The sequence below is a fragment of the Microcoleus sp. ARI1-B5 genome, from assembly GCF_036705795.1.
In the GTDB taxonomy this organism is placed as follows: Bacteria; Cyanobacteriota; Cyanobacteriia; order Cyanobacteriales; family Microcoleaceae; genus Microcoleus.
Map to the genome: position 1 here is coordinate 12,337 of NZ_JAUBVK010000001.1, position 25,882 is coordinate 38,218.

At 47.1% G+C, this 25,882-nt stretch carries 22 protein-coding genes; 9 read left to right on the forward strand and 13 right to left on the reverse strand.

What is annotated here, in order from left to right; all coding sequences use genetic code 11:
* Window positions 1–9: 9 nt before the first annotated feature.
* A complete protein-coding gene (locus tag QUB63_RS00060) occupies window positions 10–1,512 on the reverse strand; it encodes an efflux RND transporter periplasmic adaptor subunit (RefSeq protein WP_332942716.1) in 1,503 nt (500 codons plus the stop codon).
* Between the two features lie 7 nt (window positions 1,513–1,519).
* Window positions 1,520–2,104: a TetR/AcrR family transcriptional regulator gene (locus tag QUB63_RS00065; protein WP_332942717.1), complete on the reverse strand. Its 585-nt coding sequence runs from the start codon at window positions 2,102–2,104 to the stop codon at window positions 1,520–1,522.
* A 421-nt stretch (window positions 2,105–2,525) separates the two neighbouring features.
* On the opposite strand from QUB63_RS00065, the gene QUB63_RS00070 reads away from it, so the two are divergent.
* The 4 genes from QUB63_RS00070 to QUB63_RS00085 all read left to right on the forward strand — a co-directional run bounded on the left by QUB63_RS00070 (window position 2,526) and on the right by QUB63_RS00085 (window position 4,407).
* Window positions 2,526–2,987, forward strand: a complete 462-nt coding sequence (locus QUB63_RS00070) for a GNAT family N-acetyltransferase (protein ID WP_332942718.1) — start codon at window positions 2,526–2,528, stop codon at window positions 2,985–2,987.
* A gap of 51 nt (window positions 2,988–3,038) precedes the next feature.
* Window positions 3,039–3,410, forward strand: coding sequence for a DUF2237 family protein (locus QUB63_RS00075; RefSeq protein ID WP_332942719.1), 372 nt, complete (start codon window positions 3,039–3,041; stop codon window positions 3,408–3,410).
* Between the two features lie 69 nt (window positions 3,411–3,479).
* Window positions 3,480–3,947: a GNAT family N-acetyltransferase gene (locus QUB63_RS00080; protein WP_332942720.1), complete on the forward strand. Its 468-nt coding sequence runs from the start codon at window positions 3,480–3,482 to the stop codon at window positions 3,945–3,947.
* A gap of 124 nt (window positions 3,948–4,071) precedes the next feature.
* Window positions 4,072–4,407: a XisI protein gene (locus tag QUB63_RS00085; RefSeq protein WP_332942721.1), complete on the forward strand. Its 336-nt coding sequence runs from the start codon at window positions 4,072–4,074 to the stop codon at window positions 4,405–4,407.
* A gap of 167 nt (window positions 4,408–4,574) precedes the next feature.
* Here the strand turns inward: QUB63_RS00085 and QUB63_RS00090 are convergent, their stop codons facing one another.
* Window positions 4,575–5,777 carry a Coenzyme F420 hydrogenase/dehydrogenase, beta subunit C-terminal domain gene (locus QUB63_RS00090; RefSeq protein WP_332942722.1) on the reverse strand — a complete coding sequence of 401 codons (1,203 nt, stop codon included), beginning with the start codon at window positions 5,775–5,777 and terminating at the stop codon, window positions 4,575–4,577.
* 334 nt (window positions 5,778–6,111) lie between these two features.
* Here QUB63_RS00090 and QUB63_RS00095 point away from each other — a divergent pair, with 334 nt between their 5' ends.
* Together QUB63_RS00095 and QUB63_RS00100 are read left to right on the forward strand one after the other, a co-directional pair.
* Window positions 6,112–6,657, forward strand: a complete 546-nt coding sequence (locus QUB63_RS00095) for a hypothetical protein (RefSeq protein ID WP_332942723.1) — start codon at window positions 6,112–6,114, stop codon at window positions 6,655–6,657.
* A gap of 248 nt (window positions 6,658–6,905) precedes the next feature.
* Window positions 6,906–7,178, forward strand: coding sequence for a YgiT-type zinc finger protein (locus QUB63_RS00100; RefSeq protein WP_332942724.1), 273 nt, complete (start codon window positions 6,906–6,908; stop codon window positions 7,176–7,178).
* A gap of 81 nt (window positions 7,179–7,259) precedes the next feature.
* Here the strand turns inward: QUB63_RS00100 and QUB63_RS00105 are convergent, their stop codons facing one another.
* From QUB63_RS00105 to psbZ, 9 genes are all read right to left on the reverse strand, one after another.
* On the reverse strand, window positions 7,260–8,729 hold the full coding sequence (locus tag QUB63_RS00105; RefSeq protein WP_332942725.1) for a DEAD/DEAH box helicase: 1,470 nt from the start codon (window positions 8,727–8,729) through the stop codon (window positions 7,260–7,262).
* A gap of 775 nt (window positions 8,730–9,504) precedes the next feature.
* Complete coding sequence (gene rimO, locus QUB63_RS00110) at window positions 9,505–10,815, reverse strand: 30S ribosomal protein S12 methylthiotransferase RimO (RefSeq protein WP_332942726.1); 1,311 nt, start codon at window positions 10,813–10,815, stop codon at window positions 9,505–9,507.
* Window positions 10,816–10,929: 114 nt separating this feature from the next.
* Complete coding sequence (locus QUB63_RS00115; protein WP_332942727.1) at window positions 10,930–12,024, reverse strand: D-alanine--D-alanine ligase family protein; 1,095 nt, start codon at window positions 12,022–12,024, stop codon at window positions 10,930–10,932.
* 2 nt (window positions 12,025–12,026) lie between these two features.
* A complete protein-coding gene (locus QUB63_RS00120) occupies window positions 12,027–13,391 on the reverse strand; it encodes an ATP-grasp domain-containing protein (protein ID WP_332942728.1) in 1,365 nt (454 codons plus the stop codon).
* A gap of 424 nt (window positions 13,392–13,815) precedes the next feature.
* A complete protein-coding gene (locus QUB63_RS00125) occupies window positions 13,816–14,919 on the reverse strand; it encodes an RNA-guided endonuclease InsQ/TnpB family protein (RefSeq protein WP_332942729.1) in 1,104 nt (367 codons plus the stop codon).
* A 57-nt stretch (window positions 14,920–14,976) separates the two neighbouring features.
* Window positions 14,977–15,204, reverse strand: coding sequence for a hypothetical protein (locus QUB63_RS00130; RefSeq protein ID WP_332942730.1), 228 nt, complete (start codon window positions 15,202–15,204; stop codon window positions 14,977–14,979).
* A gap of 2 nt (window positions 15,205–15,206) precedes the next feature.
* Window positions 15,207–16,445, reverse strand: coding sequence for a sedoheptulose 7-phosphate cyclase (locus tag QUB63_RS00135; RefSeq protein ID WP_332942731.1), 1,239 nt, complete (start codon window positions 16,443–16,445; stop codon window positions 15,207–15,209).
* A 484-nt stretch (window positions 16,446–16,929) separates the two neighbouring features.
* Window positions 16,930–17,517, reverse strand: a complete 588-nt coding sequence (ribH, locus tag QUB63_RS00140; RefSeq protein WP_332942732.1) for a 6,7-dimethyl-8-ribityllumazine synthase — start codon at window positions 17,515–17,517, stop codon at window positions 16,930–16,932.
* Between the two features lie 229 nt (window positions 17,518–17,746).
* The gene (gene psbZ / locus QUB63_RS00145; RefSeq protein WP_332942733.1) at window positions 17,747–17,938 is read right to left on the reverse strand and encodes a photosystem II reaction center protein PsbZ; all 192 of its coding nucleotides are present in this window, start codon (window positions 17,936–17,938) and stop codon (window positions 17,747–17,749) included.
* A gap of 732 nt (window positions 17,939–18,670) precedes the next feature.
* On the opposite strand from psbZ, the gene QUB63_RS00150 reads away from it, so the two are divergent.
* Window positions 18,671–21,610, forward strand: a complete 2,940-nt coding sequence (locus tag QUB63_RS00150; RefSeq protein ID WP_332942734.1) for a CBS domain-containing protein — start codon at window positions 18,671–18,673, stop codon at window positions 21,608–21,610.
* A gap of 104 nt (window positions 21,611–21,714) precedes the next feature.
* Window positions 21,715–22,272 carry a DUF2127 domain-containing protein gene (locus tag QUB63_RS00155; protein ID WP_332942735.1) on the forward strand — a complete coding sequence of 186 codons (558 nt, stop codon included), beginning with the start codon at window positions 21,715–21,717 and terminating at the stop codon, window positions 22,270–22,272.
* 127 nt (window positions 22,273–22,399) lie between these two features.
* On the opposite strand, the gene QUB63_RS00160 is transcribed toward QUB63_RS00155, so the two are convergent.
* Window positions 22,400–23,293 (reverse strand): sulfotransferase, encoded by an 894-nt coding sequence (locus QUB63_RS00160; protein WP_332942736.1) that lies wholly within the window; start codon window positions 23,291–23,293, stop codon window positions 22,400–22,402.
* Window positions 23,294–23,776: 483 nt separating this feature from the next.
* Here QUB63_RS00160 and QUB63_RS00165 point away from each other — a divergent pair, with 483 nt between their 5' ends.
* On the forward strand, window positions 23,777–25,363 hold the full coding sequence (locus tag QUB63_RS00165) for a serine/threonine protein kinase (RefSeq protein WP_332942737.1): 1,587 nt from the start codon (window positions 23,777–23,779) through the stop codon (window positions 25,361–25,363).
* Window positions 25,364–25,882 lie beyond the last annotated feature (519 nt).

Below are 25,882 nucleotides of genomic sequence, written 5' to 3' on the forward strand. Positions count from 1 at the left end.
TCAATCTCCCTAATTTTGAATTGCTACTTGTACCTGCAAATTAGTTAAGCCAGCAACTTGTTTGCTAGCTTCAGGATTCAGGTGAATTTTCACTTCCACAACTCGGCTGTCCAAGTTTTCTCCCGGCTGGTTGCTGAACACGTTTTGTTTGCTGACTTTCAACCCAATTTCTTTAACTGTCCCCGGCAATTCTCGTGAAAATGCTTGGCTGGTAACAGTTGCTTTTTGTCCAACCTTAATTTTGCTGATGTCGGTTTGGTAAACTTCGGCAACAACTACCATTTGCTGGGTTTCTCCCACGTCTGCAATGCCGTCATCGCTGATTTTTTCCCCCGCACGAGTATGAATTTTGAGGATTTTTCCGGCGTTGGGAGTGCGGATGTAAGCTTGATTTAATTCGGTTTGTGCGCGCTTGACTTGGGCGATCGCGCTGTTGATTTCGGTTTGGGCTGCTTGCAAATCTACCGGGCGCACTTCGCCTATTTTGTCGAGAGTTGCTTGGGCTTCTTTCAGTTCTTCGCTGCCGCTGTTTTTGATGCGCTTAAGTGTTGCTTCGGCTTCTGCCAACTGCTGGATTGCTGTACTGTTAATGCGGGCAAGATTGGCTTCTGCTTCCTTCAGTTGCTGGATTGCCGTACTGTTAATGCGATCGAGATTTGCTTCGGCTTCTTCAAGCTGCTGCTTTGCCGTACTGTTGATGCGGCCCAGATTTGCTTCGGCTTCTTTAACTTGCTGGCGACTTGTTTCTAATGCCAGCCGTTTGCTGTCCATGACGGAGTTAGAAATTGCGCCTTCTGCAACAAGTTCTTTGTGCCGCAGGTATTCGGTTTCAGCATTATTAGACTCGGCTTTTAATTTGTTAATTGCGGCAGTTTGTGCTGTTTTTTCTCCTTGCCACTGTGCAGTTATGCGACTAATTGTTGCTGTTTGTGCTTTCCTTTCTCCTTGCCACTGTGCGGCGATTCTGCTGATAGTTGCCTGCTGTGCGGTTCTTTCACCTTGCCACTGCGCTTGCAGCCGATCGACAGTTGCTTGTTGTGCCGCTTGATTTCCTTGCAATTGGGCTTCTAGCTTGCCAATTGTGGCAGATTGTGCTGCAAGTTCTCCCGACTTTGCGCCCGCTTTTACTTGCGCTAAACTGGCTTCAGCAACTTTGACTTTTTCTTTGGCTTCGTCTAAAGCAGATTTTAGGCGATCGCCCGCATCCAAAATTGCGATCGACTGCCCCGCTTTCACGCGATCGCCCTCTTTGACTAAAAGTTTCGCCACGCGATCGCCCTCCAACGCCTGCGACACCCCCAAGCGAATCACTTCCCCCAGGGGTTCCAGTCTTCCCAAAGCCGTAATTTTCCTGGGCGGCGGTGTTTCTACCGGCAAAGGTTCAGCATTTTTAGCTAAAGATCCAAACTGAGAAATGCCGTAAAAAGTTGTACCCACGCTAATAGCAGCGCCAGCAACTACCAATCCCGTTACCAATTTATTTTTAGGCTTGATGAAAGATTGAAAATTCATATTCCTCCTAAATTTGCGGTGGTTTTTTTTCTAAATAAGCTACTAGCATTTCTTTTAATAAATTCGCTTGTTCCGCAAAAGATATCCTTTCGCCTTGATAAAACCTTCTTACCAGCAAGCCGTCAACCGAGTTGATGATAAATATAGCAATTGCTGGATCGGAAATACCCAAGTAGCAACAGACTGCCTCTTCGTAACGCTTTCCTGCTTGCTGAAGTGCCTGATTGTTGTCAATCTCTTGGCGAGTTTTATTATGACAAAAATCAAATATTATCAATAAACTTTTAATAATATAATCTTCATTTTTTGCCAGATAATTCATCATTTCTTGAATCCTTTCTCCTAGGGTGGGCGGATTTCCCAATTCTGCTAGTTCTTCTTCTTTTGTATCTTCATAACTCAAGTATTCAATTAACTGCTCGAATAAGCTTTCTTTGCTCGGAAAATAGTGGTAAAGCGTGCCTGTAGAAACTCCAATTCCCGAGGCAATTTCTCGCATTGTGACTGAGGAATACCCTTTTTCGGCAAAAAGCTCAAAACTTTTGTTCAGCAGTTCTTTGCGGTACAATTCGCGGTCAACTATTTTTGGCATAGGTCGATCGATCTTAAGATTTTTGATTCTAGATCCTAGGTTATCGGAGATTTAAGAGCGATCGACCAAATATTCCTATATCGAACATCCAATATAGTATAACCCACTACAAAAGAGGCTTTTGGTGGCTGAGCTGGGAAAAATTAGGTATATCGAACAATTGTTATAATTAATGTTGCACAGACAAGCTCTGCTTGTCAAGGGGTGCAGTAAAATTATTTTTAGAGTCGATTTGTCGGGGCCGATTTAGCCCAAAATCCCAAACACCCGCAATCAATCTCCGTCAGTCAGTCGATTTTAGATTTTAGATTTTAGATTTTAGATTTTAGAATTTAGAATTTAGATTTTATAAAGACTTATGACTATCAGGGTTTTGAGCTTGTCTAGAGTGGCCTTCTTTTGTTAATTGGTCTTAATTTTTATGAAAGTACGAACCTACGAAATCGGCGACACCGAAAAAATTGTCAAACTGTTTTACGACACCGTGCACGAAGTAAATATCCGCGATTACACAACAGCCCAAGTAGATGCTTGGGCGCCGGCAGATACCGACATTCAAAATTGGATGCAAAGTTTAAGCAGTAAATTTACCTTCGTAGCAGAAGAGGGCGATACAATCGCAGGTTTTGGAGAATTAGAAATCAACGGTCATATCGATCGCTTCTACTGTCACAAAGACTTTCAAAGACAAGGAATTGGCCAGCTACTTTTAACACAAATTGAGGCAAAAGCCCAAAACTTAGGACTTAAAAAGTTATTTACCGAAGCCAGCATTACAGCTCGACCTTTTTTTGAAACCCAGGGATTTATGGTGATTAGAAAGCAAGAAGTAGAACGCAGAGGACAAAGATTCATCAACTTTGTCATGGAAAAAAATATATAAAAACCACGTTTTGTGTAAAATTAGATCGCAGAGTTGTGTGGAGGAGCTGCGATGGTGACGGAAGCGACAAATGTTCTGGGCACAAAATTAGAAACTTGCTGCACATCGCCCATGACAGGCTATTATCGGGACGGCAAATGCAATACGGGCGGCGGCGATTTGGGAGTTCACACCGTTTGCGCTCAAATGACAGAAGACTTTTTGCAATTCACCAAAAGAATGGGAAACGATTTGAGTACCCCGGTTCCCGAGTTTAATTTTCCCGGTTTGAAGCCAGGGGATTGTTGGTGTTTGTGCGCTTCTCGCTGGAAGGAAGCAATGGATGCTGGATGTGCGCCCCGCGTGGTTTTGTCAGCGACTCACGCTTTAACTTTGGAATACGTTTCTTTGGACGAATTGAAGGAACACGCTGCTGATTTGTAGGAATGTGCGATCGCCATTTTTATGCAATATGACGCTACGCACCCTACAAGATTTCAACTGGAGTTCACAATGATTCGATCGAGCACCCCCGATGACACGATCGCCCTCATCGCCCTAGCCGAAGCGACTGGCTTGTTCGAGTCCAATCAACTCGATGAAGTAGGAGAAATGCTGGCCGATTACTTCAGCGGTAACAGCGACAGCGATCGCTTCTGGATCACCGACGACGACGGCGGCCCGGTGGGAGTCGCCTACTGCGAGTTGGAACCGATGACCGATCGCACGTGGAACCTGCAATTGATCGCCATCCAACCCGATCGCCAGCGGGAAGGACGCGGTGCGACACTGCTGCGCTACGTTGAACAAACCTTGACGGCGCGGGGCGGGCGCGTGCTGCTGGTGGAAACGTCGGGACTCCCGGAGTTCGATCGCGTGCGGGCCTTCTACCGCAAGTGCGGTTACGACGAAGAAGCGCGCATCCGCGACTTCTACAAAGCAGGCGATGACAAGATAGTTTACCGCAAGGCGATCGGGTAGGATGGCTTAGACTCGTAGGGTGCGTCAGTTAGAATTATTTGTTCAATCATCCAACAGCTTCTGACGCTCCGCACCCTACAAGTTTACACATCTATCTAAAATCAACTCAGGAGGCAATAGTCAAATGGATCGACTAGAGCATTACCGTCAGTGCATTCAAAAGCTGCTAATTGAAGACAGCAAGATAACACCAATTAACGGAGAAATTGAGGTAGAAACAATTTTTGATAAAGAAAACGATCGCTATCTAGTCGTCGATTTAGGATGGGACACACACCGCCGCGTGTATAACTGCGTGTTTCATTTGGATATTAAAAATGACAAAATCTGGATTCAGCGGAATCAAACAGACAGGCAGATTGCTGACGAATTGGTAGAAATGGGAATACCCAAAGAGGATATTGTGCTAGGACTTCAGCCAACTTATGCGCGGGAATATACAGGATTTGGAGTTGCATAATTTCAACCGCCCAAGGAGTAGTGCGCGTCAGTTAGGATTATTTGTTCAATCATCCAACAGCTTCTGACGCTCCGCACCCTGCAAGATTTTAACTTATTACTCTTCAGTCTCTTAGAGAGGGACTTCGTTTGTCTAGGATCGGTTTCAACCGCCGACTGACTACAAGATTAAACCTCTGGTAACTTATATTGACCGACAATCCGCTTAGCATATTCCGGCACGTGAGCCTCCAATTTCTCCGGGTGATTCCGCTTCACATACAAATAATTGCGAGTGAAATGAGAATCAATCGAAAAACGGGCATATTCCAAACCCTTCGGCCCAATTCTTTCAATAAAAACCCCCATCAACTTCGCCGCCCACATCGGCAAAGTCACACCTTTTTCATAAGCCGGAATACTTTGTTGAACAGCCTCTTTTCTATTTCCCTGAGACATCACTGGCTGAGTGTTTAGCTGATCTGCTACCAAGTCTAACATTTCTTGCCCGGTATCATTTCGCACCACAATCCACTGCCAGCCAAAAGGTGCGCCCATGTAGCCCACAACTAAATCAGCCAAGGAATTAACGTAATCAAAACAGCTCAAACAAGAAGGAGCAAAAACATCTTTCAATTCCTTAGTATTCAGTCCAAAAAACGGCACTTTTTCAATTGAACCGTCTTCGTGTTTGAAGTGAATGTTAAAATCTTGCATGAATTCGTAATGCACGACGGTTTCGGGAGAGCGGCTAGTCGTGTCTAGGAATTTCTGCAAGCCCGCGCGGCTGACATTATCGACACAGGGAGTTCCGAGAACATAAAGCTTTTCTAAACCGAGTTCTTTCTCCACTGTTCGCAATGCTTGAATTTGACAGCCTACGCCAATGACTAACAGCCGCTTCATCCCCGATTTTTCGATTTGTTCCAACACTGAAAGGTTGGGAGACAGTGTTGGTTTGTTGACTTTTGCTGCGAGAATTTCTTCGCGATTTCTCGCAATTATTGGCATCGGTTGAAAGCGGTCTTCCTTCGTGTTTTGGACGCAGACAACGCCTTCAACAATGCCTTTTTCCAGCATTTCGATCGCAATTGAGCTGACAATTCCCGTCCACTGAGCGCCTTCAATTGGTTCTTTTTTCTTAGCCGCCATCATATTTTGGCTGACGCCGAAGTACCAATCGTCGGGATTGTCGAGATTGCGCGATCGCCCGTGAATCTCCTCTTCCAGTTCTGCGATATGCTGAGTTAAGAAAGCGCAAGCTTCCTTGACATAATGGATATAATATGTATCGCACAAACCGCACTCGCTGCAAAGTTCTTTAGCGGGGCGGCGGCTGCCCGGTTTCAGGGCTTTAGATTTCTGGTGTTTAGTGGAATCTATGGCGGTCATCTAAATTGCAGATTTTATGGAGAAACGGCTTTTGTTAGGATATCACACCCATTCCGGTGATTAAGTGGTCGCCCCAATTAAACGTAAAATGGCGTTGGTATTCAGAAACACCGAATAAAAGCGGGCACGGGGGTACGCCCCCTACAGAAACCGGGTTTCTCTATGTTATATTTTTGGGGATGAATATCCTTACTCCTTGAGTCCTCGCAGGCGGACTTTGGGTGTGGAGGAGCGAATTGTATTTGCCCGCAATCATTAGTATTGATCCGGATATAACGGGGTATTGCAGGAATAAACTGCAAAATAAAGGTATAAAAAAATGGTAAGATTGTTTGTGACAACAGCCGTCGCTGGCATCATGCTCAATATCGCAATTTCGAGCTTCGGATTTGCTGCTTTAATTCGCCCTGTTGCGGGTATGAATCAAACGGTTGTCGCTCTAGAAAGTATGTTGAACGCCACACAAAAGCCGGCGGCGATCGATTATTCGCGCTTGGGGATTGGCCCAGTTCGTTTGGGGATGTCTGTAGAAGAGGCTAAACGCAAGCTGGGAAAACCGCAGCGCGACGAAACTAAACCGGGTAGCAAGGCTATGGGTGGCAAGATTCGCACGCTAACCTACTCGAAATTGACCGTAGCAGCCTGGGATGGCAAAGTTTATTTAATTTCTACTACGAATCCCAAGTACGTAACAATTAATGGTGTCAAGGTAGGAGATAAAACCCAAAAAGTTATTAAAACTTACAGTTACGGGTCGCAATCTGTGCAGGGTGGAGTCACTAAGTTGACTTACAGCAACGACCAAAAGGCTTCTAATTTGGTTTTGGAACTTAAGGGCGATCGCGTGCAAAAGATTATTGTCGGCACGCAGCTCAACTAAAATACTACACAACAGTCCAAAAATCCCCGCCTACAGGTTCGCAGTCAGGACTTCAGCCCTTCTTATTTCTGAGAATTTTCAGGTTGGTAGTGAGGACTTCAGTCCTTCTTATTTCAGAGAATTTTTAGCCCTTCGGTCAGTTTACCGGAGGGCTGTTTCCTGAAGTGCGATCGCCCTTGCATAAAATAGGATAACAGTGTGTTTAATCTCTGTCTTTCGTGAGTGAGTTTGAGCAGACTAATTTAGAGATGGATAACTCCCACCACCATGAGGCAATTAGAATGAAATGCAGTATTCAAGGATGTCCAGGTACTTATGAGGAGCGAGAAATCATTCACCCTGTTCGATACCGAGGTGAAATCGCCGTCATCGATAAAGTTCCAGCAGAGGTTTGTACCTTGTGCGGCGATATCCTCCTAAAACCGAAGACTGTTCGACAAATTGAAGAGTTACTCAAAACAAAAATAAAACCTGCACGTTCAGTGCCACTTTATGAGTATTCGGCATCAGGTAAACGTTAGTACCAAACAAATAAAAAAATAAGGTGCGCACTGCGCACCCTACCAGTTAGAAAATAAGGCGCGCAGTGCGCACCCTACTAATTAGCTGTTCTGGGGAACGGGAGCAGGAACGCTCGAACCGACTGAATTAGTCGGCGCGCCAGTCTTAGCCCGCTTCTTGATCAAGATTGGCTTGACGCTGTTTTCTCCAATCGGGGGATCTTCTTGTTGAGCGTAATCAGCGCCCATCCAAGCAGGACGGCTTTGATCGAAGGCCATTTGCAAAGCAGCAGCGGCGATCGCGTGGGAGTCGTACTCCTCGGATAGCTGAGACACCAGAGGCAAGAAAGATGCCATCCGTTCGCCAGCCAAAGCTTCGCGAACCTTACCCTGCATCTTTTCCAACTGACGAGCTTCAATCTGCGCTCGTGTCGGAATGTTTCGCACCGTCAAGCTCGATCGCACGTGGCGTTCGATCAAGCGCAGTTTGCGGCGATCGACCGGTTGAATCAGCGTAATCGCCGTTCCTTCCCGGCCGGCCCGGCCCGTGCGTCCGATCCGGTGAACGTAGCTTTCCACGCTGTCTGGCAAATCGTAGTTAATCACGTGAGTCAAGTGATCCACGTCCAAACCCCGCGCCGCGATATCAGTCGCCACTACCCAGCGCACCTGACATTGGCGGAACCGCGACAGCAAGCGTTCCCGCTGTGCCTGGTTCAAATTACCGTGATACTCGTCAACGCTGTGGCCTGCTGCTTGCAGTTGGCTGGTGAGTTCCGCCGCCGACTGCCGCGTCCGCACAAAAATCAGCGCTGATTCCGGGTCTTCCATTTCTAGAATTGGCTGTAGGGCTCTTGCCTTCGACCAGCCGCGCGGAATCATGTACACGCCTTGGCTGATGCGCTTCGGCGTTGCTTTTGGCTGTTCTACGGTGACGTTAACCGGGTTGCGCAAATGCCGCGCTACCAATTTCCGAATGGAAGGTTCCATCGTCGCCGAGAAAAATGCTGTTTGACGTTCTTTTGGTGCAGCATCCAAGATTTTTTCCACATCTTGAATAAAGCCCATGCTCAGCATTTCGTCTGCTTCATCCAAAACCAGCCATTTTACCTTGTCTAGTTTCAGGCTGCCGCGGCTGAGCATATCCAATATGCGTCCGGGTGTACCGACAACGATGTGAACGCCGCGCTTCAAACGCTGCATTTGGCGATCGATCGATTGACCGCCGTACACCGTCAGAACTTGCACAGAGCGACCCACTTTTACCGGGCCGTCGGTGCTAATGCCGCTCAAATCGCGGATGGCTTCTGTTACTTGCATCGCCAATTCGCGAGTCGGCGTCAGCACCAGTGCTTGCACCGCAGTTATATCTAAATCAATCCGCTCCAAGATGGGCAACGAGAATGCTGCTGTTTTGCCAGTTCCTGTTTGGGCTTGACCCACAACATCGCGACCTGCTAGCAGGTGCGGAATTGCTTGTACTTGGATGGGAGTAGGTTCTGTAAAGCCTAGTGTTTCCAGATGGAGAACGAGTTCTTCCGAAAGACCCAAGCCTTCAAACAATAAATTCATTAATGCTCCTAATAACGAGTCTTAGCCTTCTTTGTTGCCCAACTCGGATGCGGATTTCTGCTCGGCGGCAGGAACTCATAAGAGTTCTGTACGGTGCTGCGCCTGCGCGCACCTTTTTAAATAGCAATCGAGTATAGGGCAGCTCCGTCGATGGTGACTAATTTACCAATTCGACAGCCGTCTTTGATTTTGTGACATCACCGATACCAACCGCCAGGGGTCGGGTTACAGGCTTCCAACATTCTTAAAACAGGACATTGGACTTCCTTTGAGGTACTTGCAAGCTTTCCCTCTCGGGCATTTTATAGTGAGGATCGTGACAGCCCCACTTCACTACGAATAGTAGTAATAGGTTTGTTGGTTCAGGCGCTATCCCGCAATCCGTCGCCTGCGGGATTGAGCAGGGGATGCGGCGACCGTTACTGCCTATCCATCTCAACACTCTTTCGGGATACCGTTGTGGTGTAGGGCGGACGGCGAAGCAATCTCAAATTATCCCCGCTTATTTCTGGCTTGTTACTATCATAACTCTTTACATTCAGAAACAAAACATTAAATTCGTTAAAATTTTCCGATGTTCTGTAGAGATTACCGCACCCCTACGGGGAGCGTCGATTGCCAGGACTAGGGTAAAAAAGTTTACAACCCCTTTGCTACATATCTTTGCACAATTTTGTACTAACCGTTACTTTTGCTGCACAATCCGCAAATAATTTTTTGGCTGGTGTCCGGTTTTTGTTCGCCGCACCGCCGATCGCGACAGTTCCAGCAACACTTACACTTGACCGTAGAGGTCGTAGACATCTGCACCAGTAATTTTCACAGATACGATCGAACCCAGCCGCGCTTGTCCTGTCACGTAGACGAGTCCATCTACTTCTGGGGAAAACCGAGCCGATCTACCAATCAACTCGCCTGTCTCTGGTTGTTCTTGTTCTATCAGGACATCAACTACCTGACCGACAGACTCTTGATTCTTTTTCAATGATATAGGTTGTTGTGCCGCCATTACCGAATTGCGCCGCATTTCCATTATTTCTGCTGGTATTTGCTGGGGCAAGTTGAAGGCTGGCGTTCCTTCTTCTGGCGAAAATGTGAAAACTCCTACGTGATCGAATTCGTGGCGCTTGACAAATTCCAGCAAGTGTGCTGCGTGTTCGTCGGTTTCGCCGGGGAAGCCGACAATAAAAGTTGTCCGCATCACGGCGCCGGGAATTGCAGCTTTGAGCCGATCGACTATAGCATCATTAATTCCAGCTTGAAAAGGCCGGTTCATCGCCCGCAGAATTTCCGGGTGCGAATGTTGCAGGGGTAAATCCAAATACGGCAAAACGTTGGGCGTTTCGCAGATTGCCGCCACAACTTGCGGAGTCAAACCTGTAGGATAAGCGTAGTGCATCCGAATCCAAGGCACATCTACTTTACCCAAAGCGCGAAGCAGTTCGGCGAGTTTCGGTTCGCCATAAATATCTTTGCCGTAGTTGGTGGTAATTTGAGAAATTAAGATAATTTCCTTTACCCCTTCCGACGCCAATTGCTGAGCTTCGGCGACAATAGATTCGATCGTGCGCGATCGTTGATTTCCGCGCAAGTGCGGGATAATGCAAAAAGCACAGCGGTAGTCGCAGCCTTCTGCTATTCGCAGATACGCCACACCTTCCGATGTCGTGCGGTAGCGGGGAGTAGTTTCGTCAGCGATATAAGTAGGTTCACTAGAGACGAGGGAAACTCGATCGCCCTTTTCCACCTGCTGCATCACACCGACGATTTTATGATAGTCGCCAGTGCCGACAATTGCGACTGCTTCGGGCAATTCATCCAACAATTGCTGCTGAAAATGCTGTGCCATGCAGCCCGTGATTACTACTTTTTTATTAGCTTCTGCCAATTCTACCAAGGTGCGGACTGACTCTTCTCGCGCAGCTTGGATAAAACTGCAAGTATTGACTACAACATAATCGGCTAATTCTTCATTAGAATCGACTTGATAGCCCGCTTGAGCCAGCAAGCCGATCATGTGTTCGGTATCGATGCGATTTTTTTCGCAGCCCAGGTGAGTAAATGCGATCGTTGGCTTCGTTGCCATGCAGTAATAGTTAGTGTTGCGCTATTTTTGAGAACGTTTTATGGTATCACACAATTTCAAAAATTGCAAGTTATCCTTCTTAGTTGCACCCATTCCCAATTCATCACTAGACTGTCAACGCTCAACCATCATTGCCGTGCTACCCGAATTTATATTGCTTGTTGCACCGTTCGTTGTACCCGATCGACCTTGTAAGGCATTTTGCAGCATACTCTCAAAAAAAGTATCCAGAGAAATTCCTGATGCTTTGGCCATAGCCGAAAGCACGCTTATTTCGGCAAAAGAACAGAACAGCCCCGCTTCTAAGAACCAAGGTTGTCCATCGGGGTCGATGCGAAAATCAAATAAACTGTAGTGGCGACAGCCCAAAGCGATGTGGCATTTTCTGGCCTGGGCCCAAACTCTCTCCGTAATCGGATCGCTCTTGTCAACTGCCCACGGCTTGGTACTATTTTTAGTGGAACAACCCAAGCTACCATCGTCATTTTGTTTGAGCTTGTCGGCATAACTCCGAATCGGTTGGGTATCAGGATCTACAGGATACTCTTGCAGCGGCAAGCAGACTAGCTCGCCAGCAGAGACAATAATCCCACAGCGAACTTCTCTACCCAATTCAATGAATTTTTCTGCTAGAACCTCATCTGAATGAGTCAATGCTGTCTGCAAAGCCACATCATAGTCAGCAGCATTTTTAACCAAAGTCACTCCAAGGGAATTATCACCATAGAGCGGCTTGAGCACGATCGGCAAATCAATCTCAGGTCGCGCGCCCGCCCGGACAACTTCTCCCCGCGGCACCCTTACCCCAGCGGCCGCTACTACTGCCTTAGTCTTCGCTTTATCAGCCACCAGCGCCATCAACTCGGCCGGATTACCCACATAAGGAATACTCAGCATATCGAACAAGCTGCGGTATTGAGTCATGCCGGGGATGCAAAACATCTGCGGTACCATTACGTCAATCTTTAGCTCTGTCAGCACCTGCACAGCGCCGGCTAGAGACATGGGATTAGCGGCCGCGATCGCACTCGGATCGAGAGAGGCGGGAAAACGCCATTGACCATCGGGAGAAATATAGGCAATATGAAATTCATAAAGTGCTGAATTAGCAGTATTTTTCAGACAATTTTCGGCAAAAAGCCGCGATAAATTACAGTAAAAATCGCTAACTGCCGAGCCGACTAAATGCAAAACCCGTAATACTGACATACTCACTCTCCCCCTATTTCCACAAGTTCGCCAATATTAAAATCAATCCGAATCCACTCATTCGGCTTCTGTAAATCTCCCCATAACAACAAGGGAATGTGCCAATGATGCACCATCAAAAACGGCAGCGGATCGTCCCACTCGAAGATGGCATCTTTGCCTTTGGCGATAATTTGTAACCGCTCATAAACTAGCTTGGGCGACCACAAATGAGTCACCAATCGCCAAATTTCATGGTAAATCCAGTAAGTCGGGCGACTAGATGCCAAAGGCTGCACTGTCTGTGGTAAAGGGTCGGGTTCCAAATAAGCTTTTGCCACATCGGGATGGTCGTAAAACACCGTGATGGCTGAATGGGTGCGCGGGTTGCATTCGATCGCGTAAATCTCTCCATCATCCGCCGCCTCCATGAAATCAAAGGAAACTTGTCCAGTTAGATTGAGACTCTTGGCAAAGTGACGAATCCAATTTTCGATATCCGGGCGATCGACATGCTGGTAATTTATCTGAAACGCCGACGATTTGCAACAGCAATGCAACTGAAGATGACCATTGCGAACTGTACTGTGAGTGCAGTATTCTTGCCCGGGAATATACTCTTGCATAATCCAAGGTGTACTCTCCGAAATTGGTAATGATTTGACAAACGCGGCAGTTTCTGCCTCAGTTGTGCAGGGTAACTTCGTCAGGTTTAACCTGCGAATAGAATCGTAGGGAATACTTTTGATAATATATGGACGCTTTGCATCAGTAAAATCAAAATCGATTACTTGCTGCGGATTAGTAATGCGGTAGGACTTCGGAACTCGCAGCCCCAACGCTTCGGCGGCTTTTGCCAACTCATATTTATTATCCAAACGTTCCAGAGTTTCGACATCTAGCTGCATTACCGTACAGTGAGGAGAAAGTACGCTTTTGGCTTTGGCATCGTAGTAACTGCCGCCTGCACTACTGACGGGAACGAAAACATCAACTTTCTCTTGTTGGACAATTTTTAAGAGTGCGTGAGGGTATTCCTCTGTCTGGGGATTTGGTACTGTGTAAAAGCGATCGACTGCCCAAGAGTAACGATGACCTGTCAGCCAGTATTTGTGGGTTTCAACCAAAATTACCCGATGACCGGCCTTATGGAACGATCGGGCTAGCTGTAATGCTTTGGTCCTCTTGCCGCCGCCGACCAAAATCGTTTGGGGAGAGTCCGCGATCGTTCGAGACTGAAACGGTTTGATGATGATGGATCTCAGTAGGGCGATCGCTGTTAAAGCGAGATTCAGGGGCAGTACCAATAGCAGCAAAATTAAGGTTGCTATGGTTTTGACTGTCTGGAAGCGCCTAGTCGTCGCGTTTGTTTCCTGTTCAGATGGCATCGCTGCAGTTGAAACTGTTTCGATCATAATTTTTTACTAAGTAAATACTCTAAGAAAGCGGTGGTTTTTGAATGATTAAACCGCTGTTGAAGCTACGCAGGCGCAGAGTCTCCAGAACAGAGAGATGAATCATGCCGGTGAAGCGCGGATTTGATATGACGCACGGGTGGTTAAAAACCGGGTTTTTTGACGGTGGACTTCGTTACAGCCCGCCGAATAGGGCAAAAAACCCGGTTTGTTTGGTTTTGACGCGTCAGTTTTGTTCTACTAAACGCGCCTAATTAAAGTCAATCCATCTCTCGCCGTCAGAGAATCGCTTACTGCTTCGTAAAACTTACCCAAACTTAACTAAAGCCATCTTTAGCCAAAATTCAGAACTCACTTCCTGCGCTGTTGGGTGGTCGGCCATCCCAAGATAAGCAGGCTATCCCCCAATAGCCTTGGGTTCCCAATTTAAAATATTCAAACTGGCATTTAAATCGCGGTCTATCAACACGCCGCAAGCCGGACAATTATAAATCCTTTCGGCTAAAGGCATATCTTTTTTATGCCCGCAACTGGCACAAATCTTAGAACTGGGAAACCATCGATCTATCAGCACTAAGCTCGCTCCATACATTTTGCACTTGTACTCTAGCTGTCGCCTGAATTCGTAAAAACCTAAGTCAGATATTGCCCGAGCTAACTTGTGATTTGCCAGCCAGCCTCTAACATTCAAGTCTTCAATCTTAATTAGCTTGAAAGTTTTAGCCAAATAAGTTGTCAACTTGTGAAGGAAGTCTTTACGAATGCAGGCTATCGTCCGCGCGAGCCTGCGGATCTTGTTGTAAGTTTTGCGCTGGTTGTTTGAGCCTTTTATTTGCCGATGAGCCTTTCCCTGCAACCGCGCCAGCTTGGTTTTCGCTTGCTTTAGGGGTTTTGGCGCATCAAATACTTGACTGTTTGATAGGGTGACAAAAGATTTAACACCTACGTCAATTCCTACAGAACCTTCAGGTTGTTGGACTGGCAAACGTTGGGCATCAACACAAAAAGAAACAAACCAGCGATTTCCTTCTTTTGAAATGGTAAAAGTTTGAGATGCAAACCCATGCGGCAGTGGCTCGTGAAGCCGAAAAGTCCCCAAAGTAGGAATCTTGATGCTGTTGCCAGATTTTAGTAGAACTTTTCCATTAGAAGAATCAACCGTGAACGATCGCCCCCGTTCTCGGCGGCTGGCAAATTTTGGATGGGCGGCTTTTCCCAAGCGATACCGACTGAACGCTTCTTTCAAGTCAATCAAAGCGTTTTGGTAAACACGAGAAGACAACTGGTTCATCCAAGCGCATTCAGGTTGTTTCTTGACGTGATTGGTAAGAACTTTCTTGACGTAGTTGATGACCTTTGAGTCTGAAAACTCACCTGCACCGTACATTTGGACTCGCAAGCTCAAACCCATGTTAAATACTACACGCCGAAATCCTGCGTGCTTTGCCATCAAGGTCGCTTCCCTATTATTCAATTTTAGCGCTCGCTTGACGGCAAACATGGTTAAACCCCCTCTCGGTAATTAACTGTGGACAAGTTTAGTAAACTATTTGGCACGCTATGTCCAACTCCAATCTTCTGATTGAGTGCGCTTCACTAACGCGGCTAAGCCAGGAGATTCCGGCGCGGTACAAAGATTCAGGTACGGATCGAGACCATTTGCCAAGGAGTAGGCTTGTTGTAATTGGGCCTTGAAAGCTCGATCGAGATTATCGATTTTTTCTACAGTCTCGGCGAGACTTTCGAGTTTAGCCGCTAAAATCCCGACTGGGGTAACGGGTCTCATGGTCATACCCCGGCTGTGGAACGAGTTGCAGCTTTCTGCAATACCACATACATATTCTCGCCATCGCCATTGCGCGGGTAGCCTTGACAGATTTCTCGATGCACCGCTAGGGCTTCATCCAACTCACCTCGAGTCAAATCGTTCATGAAAAAGCAGTCACCAATGGGGCATGGAGCTGCGGCGCGTTGAAGGCCATCACGGGTACGACTGATCGATGTTGTCGCTTTCCAGAGCAGTTCTGATGTGAGATAAGGGCTATCAATTGCTAGTCCGAGGCGGCTCATTAATCTTAAGATGCGATCGCGGTCGGCGATCGAAATGTAGCCCCGCTGCCCAGCAATAGTCGCCGAAAAAGCCATATCGATGGCGACACTGTGGCCGTGGAACATCGGAATTTCCGGCGTTAGTTCCAGCGTCGGACTCCAAGTGTGACCGTAGGCAATCACCCGATCCAAATCTAGCTCGTGTAGGTTTGGTACTTCTAATGCCAGCATCGACTGAATCGCGTTGTAGGTTAACCGATGTGCCACTTCGCGCAGTTCTGATGTGCCGTCTAAATAACCAAAATGGCTGTGCAGCAATGCTTCGCCGTAGTTTTCTAACAACTCGAAGATTTCTTTGTTGCCTACTACGGCGATCTTAATTAACTCTGCCATGCCGTTTCGCACTTGGTCGATCGGCAGAGTTTTCAGGAAAGAGAAATCTAAAATTACTTTCTGCGAAGCGTGGTAAGCACCGAGGCGGTTTTTCAGCTTACCGTGGTTCACTGCTACTTTGATCGCCACACTGGCATCAATTAGCCCAATTAAGGTTGTCGGTACGCGAATGTAGTTAGTCCGACGGCGATAGGATGAGCAGGCAAAACCAGCTACGTCAGTGGTCAATCCACCACCAACTACCAAAACAGGCTCTTTCCGCACGAGTCCGAAATCAACGAAGGCATCTATGATGCTTTCAAAAGTTTTTAACGTCTTATCAGGTTCCTTGATATTAACTGGAAAAACTGTTAAATCTATCTCGTAATGCTTGAAATAATCCTGCATCTGTGCACCGTACAGACCATAGACTGTTTCATCTACAACCATTAAACAGCGACCAAATTGGCGGTAACTATCCGCAATCTCTGGATTCTCAAGCTTGAAAGCACCATCTACGTAGAGCAAGCTGAAATCTATTTTTTCGTACCCCTCAACCTGAAAAGCTCGATCGGTAGATGTAAACGTAGCTTGAATGTCACCCATAAAATTTTTGCACTTTCTTGTTGATAAGTAACTGTAAGTATTCAGGAAATAGCAAAAACGCTAAATCCTTTTGCAGGAAAGCTTTCTCGGCATTCTCTTGACAAAATTGTCATTCGATAGATTCTCAACCATTAACCTAAAAACTTGTTTTCAGAGCTGCTTATTAAGAAGAGGTTAAATACTCATCCTACAGAATTTAGACTAAAAGCCCTGCTAGGAGCAATTTTAGATCGCCTCAATACTTACACATCAGTTAACATAACGGATTTCTGAGATTTATTCAACCTTATTCAACAAAATTCCATAATACCTCTTGGGGAATAGACGATAATCTAGCAATTCCACATTATTCAAAACTTGAGGAGGATATCGGTCTTTGAGAAGGTAGGTGTGTTCCTGAACAGGAAGTGAATCAAATGCTGCCACTTGTCAAAATCTGAATTTGGAATTGTGGTCATTGTTGGCAAAATATGCTTTGTAGAAATTACAGTATTCGATCTGACGATACATCCGGGGCTATAGCCAGATTTGCTTCGCCCGACAGCACTTGACCAGCAGACCCACTAGCTAATTGACCGTAAGAATTGACACCCAAGCCATTAACTTGACGCATCAAAGTGCCCATTTCCAAAGCACTCATCGCATAATTCCAGCCCAAATTGCTTTTAATTCCGGCCCTTTCCAAAGCTTGCTGCATCGTATCAGTCGTCACCACCCCAAAAATCACCGGTACCCCTGTTTGAAAAGCAGCCGCAGCAATTCCTTTAGAAACCTCACCAGCTACAAAATCGAAATGCGGAGTTTGGCCGCGAATCACCGCACCCAGACAGATTACCGCATCGTAGCGGCCAGAAAGAGCAGCTTGGCGCGCCACCAAAGGAATCTCAAAACATCCCGGAACCCAAAAAAAGTCCACCTGAGAGCCGTGAGGATTAATATCAACCCCGTGGCGTTTCAAACAATCTTGACATCCTTCCAAAAGTTTGTTGACAATCAAATCGTTAAAACGACCGATGACAATCGCAAACCGCAAAGATTCTGTTTGAGTAAAAGTTCCCTCGAAAACAGTCATAGTGTTCTATTTTAGATTTTAGGTTTGAGATTTTATTTTTTTTATCCCAGAAGGCAAAATTTAGAAAGCAGAAACATCTCATCTGAATCTCAAGTGCAAAAACATACTGGATCGTCGCGCGGGATGAATAATTCCTAGCTTCTACCGAATGCGAAATGCCTTTAAATCGCTTGTCAATGCCTTCAACTTTCTACCTTTTACCTTCTTTCTTCAAAAGTGCGGGGCGAAATTAAACTACCAAAAAGTTTAAGACACCCACGGCAATAACCAGCAAAAACCACAGACCTGAACCGGCATAAATCAGAGATTTAGACTGATTCCAGTTTTGAGGAGTGGCATAAGCAACTGGAACGCCAACCACCATTACAAAAGACAGCAGTACCAGAGCCAGTAAAACCAATTGAAACAGAATTGATAACATTTTTTCTCCTTTCGATATAGCCGTGCGTTGACGAGAAATAGTTGGTCACAACCTGGAGAAACATTCCAGATTAGAGTTTTTGACCCGCCCCAAAATGGGTGTAATTCCCAGACTAGAGTCGGGATAATTTCAAGATTTTAGACGAAGGTTCAAGCTCGCAGATTCATCTGTAGATTAAATCTAAAATCTAAAATCTAAAATCTAAAATCGACTGACAGTATCCCGATGGTCGATCGAGAGATTGTCGGTAGATTGATACGAAAGAGACCGTGCAAATTCGGGCGTTGCGCTTGCCAGGCGCCGACGGCTCTTGAGATTTTTACCAATTTTATCATTGTTCGCTGCTGCACAGAAAACTGGAAAGGTTAAGTTAAAGCCCAAAGCCGTGTCAACAATCAGGTCAAACCATTAGTCCGACAGGGGTTGAAACCCCTGTCTCAAAGCTGAAGTCCTCTGAAGAGGACTCTTGAACTCATCAGTCCTCTTCAGAGGACTTTCGCTATTAGCCAGGGGTTGAAACCCCTGGCGGTCTTTCGGGCTAAGCTGAAGTCCACAGCGAGGAGGACTCTTGAACTCATCAGTCCTCTTCAGAGGACTTTCGCTATTAGCCCGGGGTTTCAACCCCTGGCGGTCTTTCGGGCTAAGCTGAAACCAATGGTTACAGCCCGATCGCCCGATGTCCGATCGCCAGAAATTGCTAATGTGTGAGATAGAGATGCGGGATTTTCGGCTATGGACTTAGTTTTGTGCCACACAACAGCAGATTTTGACGCCTTGGGCGCAGCCGTGGGACTTTGCGTGCTGCGCCCCGGTAGCAGGATCGTGCTCACAGGCGGGTGTCACCCGACGGTGCGGGATTTTTTGGCGCTGCACCGCGACGAGTACCCGCTGATCGAACGCCGATCGGTCAATCCGCAACAAATTCGATCGATTACTATAGTAGATGCCTCCGAGCGCGATCGCTTGGGAAAAGCCGCCGAATGGCTGGATTTGCCGCACATCAACGAAATAGCGGTTTTTGACCACCACCTGCAAGCCGATTTAGACATCCCCGCCACGGTGACACAGATTGAAGCAGTCGGCGCCACCACCACATTAATTGTCGAAAAACTCCGCGAAAAACTCCAAAATTCAGCCGAAAACGGCGATACAACATCCAGCCTGCAGCCTTCGGAAGCAACAGTCATGGCCCTCGGCATCCACGTCGATACAGGTTCCCTCACCTTCGACGGCGCAACCGGGCGAGATGCAATGGCTTTGGCCTGGTTGATGGAACAAGGAGCGAGTTTGCGGGTAATCGCTGAATATGTAGAACCCGGTTTGTCTCCTCAATTGCAGGATTTGCTCAAGGAAGCGCTGAATAATTTGCGATCGCAAACCTTGCACGGTTATACAGTAGCTTGGGTGCTGCTATCCACTGATGCCTATGTTCCCGGACTTTCGGCGCTAGCATCTCGCTTGCTCGATTTGACTGAAACCGATGCTCTGCTGTTAGGTAACGTTTATAAATTTAGCGAAAACGACAGCAGCCGCAACATCTCTGAATCCGCAGTTTCCAACCGCTTAGCTATTATCGGTCGATCGCGCATTTCCAGCACAAACCTCAGCGAATTGTTCAAACCCCTCGGCGGTGGAGGCCACGCCCGCGCCGCTTCCGTAGCTGTACGAGATGTCGATCCGCTGCTAACTTTAAATCAATTAGCCGACGCCCTCAAAGCTCAAATTCCCCACCCTCCCACCGCCCGCGAGTTAATGTCCTCTCCAGTGCGGAGCATTCGCCCGGAAACCTCCGTGGGAGAGGCTCACCGTATCCTCCTGCGCTACGGACATTCCGGGCTGTCAGTGGTCGATGCGGGCGATCGGCTGGCAGGCATTATCTCCCGCCGCGACATTGATATTGCCCTGCACCACGGTTTCAGTCACGCCCCGGTTAAGGGTTACATGACTCCGCAGCTAAAAACGATCGCCCCGGATACCTTGCTGCCAGAAATTGAAGCTTTAATGGTGACATACGATATCGGGCGTTTGCCGGTATTGGAAAACAACCAACTCGTGGGAATTGTGACTCGCACTGACGTATTGCGGGAATTGCACCAGCAAAAAGCGCGAGATAGGGGCAGTAATTCTCAATTGTCCGATTATCCTGTATCTGAATCGGTTGAGCAGTTGTTGCGATCGGGCATTAGTAGCGAATTATGGCAATTATTGTCGATCGCTGCCAATATTGCCCGAGAGCGCGGCTGGCAACTTTATATTGTCGGCGGAGCAGTCCGGGATTTGCTCTTAGCGGCGGATGATAAACTGGCGCTAACAGATATTGATTTGGTAGTCGATGGAAACTGCGGTGCCGACGATTCCGGTGCCGGAGTCGAATTAGCCTCAGCGCTGCAAAAGCTTTACCCAGACTCGCGTTTAGACGTTCACGGTCAATTTCAAACCGCCGCGCTGCTGTGGCACAAAGACTCTGCTTTCGGCTCGCTGTGGCTGGATATCGCTACGGCTCGTACTGAATTTTATCCTTATCCGGCTGCAAATCCCGAAGTTGAAGCGAGTTCTATCCGTCAAGATTTGTACCGCAGGGATTTTACAATTAATGCGCTGGCTGTGCGGTTGGGTGTTCCCCGCAGCGGCGAATTGTTAGATTTTTTTGGCGGTTTGCGGGATTTGGAAGCGCGGCAAATTCGAGTTTTGCACGCTAACAGTTTTATCGAAGATCCGACGCGCATTTATCGGGCTGTGCGGTTTGCGGTGCGGCTGGGATTTGACATTGAGCCGCAGACGGAAGGATACATCCGCCACGCTTTGGAAAGCGGGATTTATTACCGCATTCAGGGGGAAAACGGCAGAGCTCCGGCTTTGGAAACTCGGCTCAAAAGTGAGTTGAAGTACATTTTGCAAGCTCCTTATTGGCAGGTGGCTTTGGAAATGCTGGGAGATTTGCAGGCTTTGCGCTGCATTCATCCTACTTTGGATTTGGATCGGGAGTTATGGCGCCGGCTGCGTTTGCTCGATCGGTGTTTCCGAGGAAGGAAGAAGGAAGAAGGTTCGGCAACGGATTCTGTAACGGATTTAACGGATGTCAGGAAGAAGGAGGAGAAAAGAGGGAATCAGGAAGAAGGAAGAGGGAATAAGGAAGAAGGAATAAGGAAGATTAATTCCCAATTCCCAATTACCAATTCCCAATTCCCAATTCCCGATTACCAATTCCCAGTTATCAATATTCCCGATTGGCTGATGCGGCTGGAAGTTTCGATCGCTTATTTAGCACCGGAATATCGCGGTAAGGTGGCTGCAAATCTTCAGTTACCCGCTGATAGCATTAAGCGGCTGCAACTTTTGGAAGCCGGAAATAAGGAGCTCGCAGAGAATTTGCCGAAGTGCGAGTTGCCGAGTCAATTGGTGTTTCTGTTGAGGAATTATGAGTTGCCGCTGTTAATTGCGATCGCCCTCCAAAGTCCCCGAAGTGCCCGCCGCCAGATTTGGAAATACCTCACCAGGTGGGCGAATGTTGAGCCGCCTTTAAACGGCAACGACTTGAAGGCTTTGGGTTACAAGCCCGGGCCTGGGTTTAAACGGATGTTGGATGATTTGTTGGCGGCTGCGTTGGATGGCGATTTGGGCGATCGGGCTGCTGCCATCTCTTTCTTAGCACAACGTTATCCTCAAGCTTAGTAAGGTGTGTGTTAGCAGCGGGTTATTTTTTGTATAATTGATTAGCTAATTGCTGACACACCATACTCAACTTTTACTATCCGTTAAATTCCGTACATTGATCGTTGCCTAACTTCCTTATTTCATCCGTTAAATCCGTTAAAAAATCCGTTGCCGAACTTCCTTCACTCTTGCGATCGCACATTATCGATCTTTCCCTAATTCACGTGAAAAAACAGCGCCCTCCTGGTTTAATGGCAATTGTACTTTACAAAAGCTTTGTCGCCGCCCTCTTGACATTAACTTCGCTCGCTTTGCTTTTAGCACTCAATAATCATCAAGCATTGGAGAATTTTTCCGAATCTTATTTGTTAGAAAGCCAACTAAAAATTATTGAAATTTTATTAGACAAAGTTCTAATTATTAAGCCTAAAACCTTACTATTTAGCGGGCTGGCAGCCGGACTTTATGCAGGTTTAACTGCTGTTGAAGCGGTTGGTTTGTGGTACGAAAAAGGCTGGGCAACAATCTTAGTTTTAGTGCTAGTAGGCATCAGTATCCCGCCCGAAATATATGAGTTATTTCAGGGTGTCACCGTACTTAAGTTAGCGGTATTTATCGCAAATATAGCCGTGTTATGGTATTTGCTGCACCATTTGCCGAAGCACGGTAAGGGAGATTAAAGTTCAGAGGAGTTAGGCAGATATCTAATTTTTCACTAAAATACTTCGTTGAACAATTTGATTGTATAGTTGGTCGCGATTATTACCTCCAGTTACTATAGAGGTAAGTTAGCGCCTAAAATTATCATCAGACACTTTCTGGGTACTGATAACCAAGCTCTGTAGCTAGAGGATTTACGACACTATTTAATATTTTCAGTTCTTCTGGCGAAGCCTGACGCTTTGTGCTGTATATAACTTTTTCAAGGGTGCTTTTATTGAGCTTGAGTTCCAAAAAGCTTTCTAAAGCCGAAAAATCAAAATTTTCATCGCATAAATCTTCATACTTGACGAGCATCCCATTTACTTTATGACTATCTGTGATGTATCCTTGCAGTAATGTTTGCCAGTGCAAACCAAATTGCTCGGGTGTGTATACAGGCTCGTTTGGCCATTTTTTGTACCAGTAAAATCCCTGATAAGAACCATAAGCATTGTAAGGATTCCTATACAAAAAAAGGAATTTAGCCCGGGGAAACAGCCATTTTAAGTAAATAGCATGATCGATAGTTAGCCTCACTTCTTTTAGCCCCCATCGCAAAATACCTCTTTCCTTTGCAGGCTTCTCAAAAAAGTTGAGCAGGAATGCAAGATGAGATTCAAGTAACCAATTAATATCGGGATAAAGGTTGGCAATCCATTCACCTGCTAAGCTAGAAACTGAAGTGCTATCACTAAAATTTTCATTAATAAACCATTCAGCAGCAGGATAAGTATCAGTAATTGCTTTGATGGGGCTAGACAAATAATCTATTAATCCTGCACGGCCGTAGGGTTCACCCCATACGATAATAGAACCAGATGACATGACTAACCTTTGCAAAAGGGTTGAACCTGACCTCCAACCAGCAGAAAATATAAATACTGGACTGGAACTACAATTGCTTTTAACATCAGGCCATCTTTGGGAAAAATGATTAATAGCTTCCTCAAGTGTGGGAACTATTCTCAGGTCTTCTTCATGTCTTTTTTTAAATTCCATAGTTATGATTAGTTGCTTTTATAGTGTCTGATGATAATTCAGATTGAGTTACCTTTGCTTCGTCAAGCCTAGCTTAAGCTTATCTGAAATGGGTATTACTTTTTTATTTTTGTAAATATGACGCATCTGCATACCATGACAGTGCTGGCAAGTCAAATAAAAACCTAAATATTTACATAAAGCTGCGAATCGTAAAGAGTTGATAAAGCAAAGAGGGGTTATACCCCCCAGAAGTTATAGTCATATCATATAGATGCACCCTGATGGCTTTCCCGTTCCACAAGAGCGGGATTTTTATTGGAAAAATATTGTGTTAAGTTTTAAGACGCCTGCTACAGATAAAATGACGCGGGGATGCAAAGATGATATGGCTCAGAAGAGCTCCAAAACTAGGGCGCAGATTGTCGATCGAACCAAGCGCCCCAAAGAAAGCGAAATAACCCAAAGGCGGTAGCATAGTTTGGGAACCGGCATCAACTAAAGATGAACTTAGCGCCACCAACAGTCCTGCAAAAGGGCAAATACCAAATCAACGCCACTTTAGGCAGAGGAGGGTTCGGCATCACTTACCGAGCTACCCACACCCAATTAAACCAAACCGTCGTACTCAAAACCCTCAACGAAAGTCTGCGCCAACACCCAGCATCTGCCCAGTTTCAGCAGCAGTTTATTGCCGAAGCCCAACGCCTGTCAAAGTGCCAGCATTCCAACATCGTCAGGGTAATCGACTTTTTTGAAGAAGCCGGACAGTCTTTTATCGCGATGGACTACATTCCCGGCCAAACTCTCGCCCAAATAGTAGAAACAGAGCAGCCACTGCCAGAAGAAGTGGCCCTGCACTACATTCGGCAAATAGCCTCAGCCGTAAGTAAAGTTCACCACAGCGGATTGGTACACGGAGACATCAAGCCAGAAAATACGATCCGGCGAGCCGATTCTCATCTAGTAATGTTGATAGACTTCGGCATTGCGCGCGACTTTACCGCCGGCACCAAGCAAACCCACAGTAACTTGCTCTCGGCGGGGTACGCGCCGATCGAACAATACCTCTATGACGGTAAATGTACACCGGCCACAGATGTTTACGCGATCTCCGCCACGCTCTACTACTTGCTCTCGGGCGTAGCGCCCGTAGCAGCACCCCTGCGCGATCGAATTCCTCTGGCTTCTTTGCGGCAATTTCAGCCCAACCTCAGCCCCAGAATCGAGCGAGCAATCCTTCAGGGACTCGAAACCGACCCCCAGAACCGCCCCCAGACAGTGGAAAATTGGCTTACTATGCTGCAAGAAACAGAGCGAGTATCAGTAGAGAGAACAGGCAAGCAAAGTCTGCGATTGCCCGCACCTCCCCCGCCGCAATTGACTTTGCTGGCGTTTGTCGTAACGGCTGCAATTGCAGGCTGGATGGGTTTTGACTTGGCCTGGCGCTACAACAGCATCAGTGTCAGCAACAATGGGCCCAAAACTCAGTCCTTCCCATCTCTCGAAGATTTGCTCAAATCCCGCGATTTGTCAGGGCCGATGTTCGGCCAGCCGTCTGTCGAAAGCAGCCCTCTGGCCCCGATCGAACTCAACAAGCGCCCCAAACCCACAAAAGACAGCAGCAACATACCCGAACCGATCGAGCCCTCAGCAGCCCTCGGACAACCTTCCGAACTCCCAAGCCCGGAAACTCCCGCCCCTGAGCCCCAAGTGGAACCTTCAGCATCCCCGACGCCGGAGCCCGAACCGCAGGCTTCTGAGTCCCCGATTCCCGAGCCTAAAACCGAAACCGAAATCGAACCCGAACCCCAACCAGCATCCGCACCGGTACCGGAAGTTGCGCCCCTGCCGCCCGAACCGCCCACCTACTCGCCCCCCGCACCCCCCCCGCCTGTGGCGAAGAGTGCTGAAACCTTGCCACCGTCGGAATCGGCGCCGGCAGCACTAGCTTCCCCGACTGTGCGATCGTCGGCTATCGCGCCCATACCAAGCGAAAGCGGCAGCAATTGGGATAGTTCGATCGCCCCAAACTCGCCGCCCCCTGTGGCAGAACCGACTGTGCCTTTTCCTGAACCTGCGACCAATTAAAATTATTTTTGTAGGTTAAAAGTGCGGACAAATATTTGATTTTATGAGCCAGCAAATATGCGATCGATTGTGGATTAAATAACACCGTTCCGAACCACCGACTATCTCGCAGGTTTGCGAGAGACTCGGAAAATTCCAACAGCCTCGACCTGACTCGATCGCATATTTCCTATTCCATCGTCCTGCTGATTGCGTGCTGGAAAAAAATGTATAAACCTTTGATTATTTATAATAAATATGTTAAAATATAGGCACGGGCGCACAAATTATGTGATGTCGCGCATTGCTTGGCCAAACCTACGAGGTTGAGAAAAGAGCAAGCCACAAGGGCTCGGAAAATCCAAGCGGTGGTCGAGGTGGCAGCCCGGATGCGATCGGGGTCATGCGATCGCCAACCCTGAAAAAAGTTGTTTGTTTCCCGGCCCCGCTCCGGGCAGTAGATCGTTTCCGGCAAACTTCCTTTCTTTGGGAACAAGCACCATCGGGGAGAATCAAGTTATAATTTGTTGCGGAAGCGCA

Coding starts and splice junctions, on each gene's coding strand:
- QUB63_RS00060 (WP_332942716.1), bottom strand. CDS start 1,512: ATGAATTTTCAATCTTTCATCAAGCCTAAAAATAAATTGGTAACGGGA.
- QUB63_RS00065 (WP_332942717.1), bottom strand. CDS start 2,104: ATGCCAAAAATAGTTGACCGCGAATTGTACCGCAAAGAACTGCTGAAC.
- QUB63_RS00070 (WP_332942718.1), top strand. CDS start 2,526: ATGAAAGTACGAACCTACGAAATCGGCGACACCGAAAAAATTGTCAAA.
- QUB63_RS00075 (WP_332942719.1), top strand. CDS start 3,039: ATGGTGACGGAAGCGACAAATGTTCTGGGCACAAAATTAGAAACTTGC.
- QUB63_RS00080 (WP_332942720.1), top strand. CDS start 3,480: ATGATTCGATCGAGCACCCCCGATGACACGATCGCCCTCATCGCCCTA.
- QUB63_RS00085 (WP_332942721.1), top strand. CDS start 4,072: ATGGATCGACTAGAGCATTACCGTCAGTGCATTCAAAAGCTGCTAATT.
- QUB63_RS00090 (WP_332942722.1), bottom strand. CDS start 5,777: ATGACCGCCATAGATTCCACTAAACACCAGAAATCTAAAGCCCTGAAA.
- QUB63_RS00100 (WP_332942724.1), top strand. CDS start 6,906: ATGGATAACTCCCACCACCATGAGGCAATTAGAATGAAATGCAGTATT.
- QUB63_RS00105 (WP_332942725.1), bottom strand. CDS start 8,729: ATGAATTTATTGTTTGAAGGCTTGGGTCTTTCGGAAGAACTCGTTCTC.
- rimO (WP_332942726.1), bottom strand. CDS start 10,815: ATGGCAACGAAGCCAACGATCGCATTTACTCACCTGGGCTGCGAAAAA.
- QUB63_RS00115 (WP_332942727.1), bottom strand. CDS start 12,024: ATGTCAGTATTACGGGTTTTGCATTTAGTCGGCTCGGCAGTTAGCGAT.
- QUB63_RS00120 (WP_332942728.1), bottom strand. CDS start 13,391: ATGCCATCTGAACAGGAAACAAACGCGACGACTAGGCGCTTCCAGACA.
- QUB63_RS00125 (WP_332942729.1), bottom strand. CDS start 14,919: ATGTTTGCCGTCAAGCGAGCGCTAAAATTGAATAATAGGGAAGCGACC.
- QUB63_RS00130 (WP_332942730.1), bottom strand. CDS start 15,204: ATGAGACCCGTTACCCCAGTCGGGATTTTAGCGGCTAAACTCGAAAGT.
- QUB63_RS00135 (WP_332942731.1), bottom strand. CDS start 16,445: ATGGGTGACATTCAAGCTACGTTTACATCTACCGATCGAGCTTTTCAG.
- ribH (WP_332942732.1), bottom strand. CDS start 17,517: ATGACTGTTTTCGAGGGAACTTTTACTCAAACAGAATCTTTGCGGTTT.
- psbZ (WP_332942733.1), bottom strand. CDS start 17,938: ATGTTATCAATTCTGTTTCAATTGGTTTTACTGGCTCTGGTACTGCTG.
- QUB63_RS00150 (WP_332942734.1), top strand. CDS start 18,671: ATGGACTTAGTTTTGTGCCACACAACAGCAGATTTTGACGCCTTGGGC.
- QUB63_RS00160 (WP_332942736.1), bottom strand. CDS start 23,293: ATGGAATTTAAAAAAAGACATGAAGAAGACCTGAGAATAGTTCCCACA.
- QUB63_RS00165 (WP_332942737.1), top strand. CDS start 23,777: ATGAACTTAGCGCCACCAACAGTCCTGCAAAAGGGCAAATACCAAATC.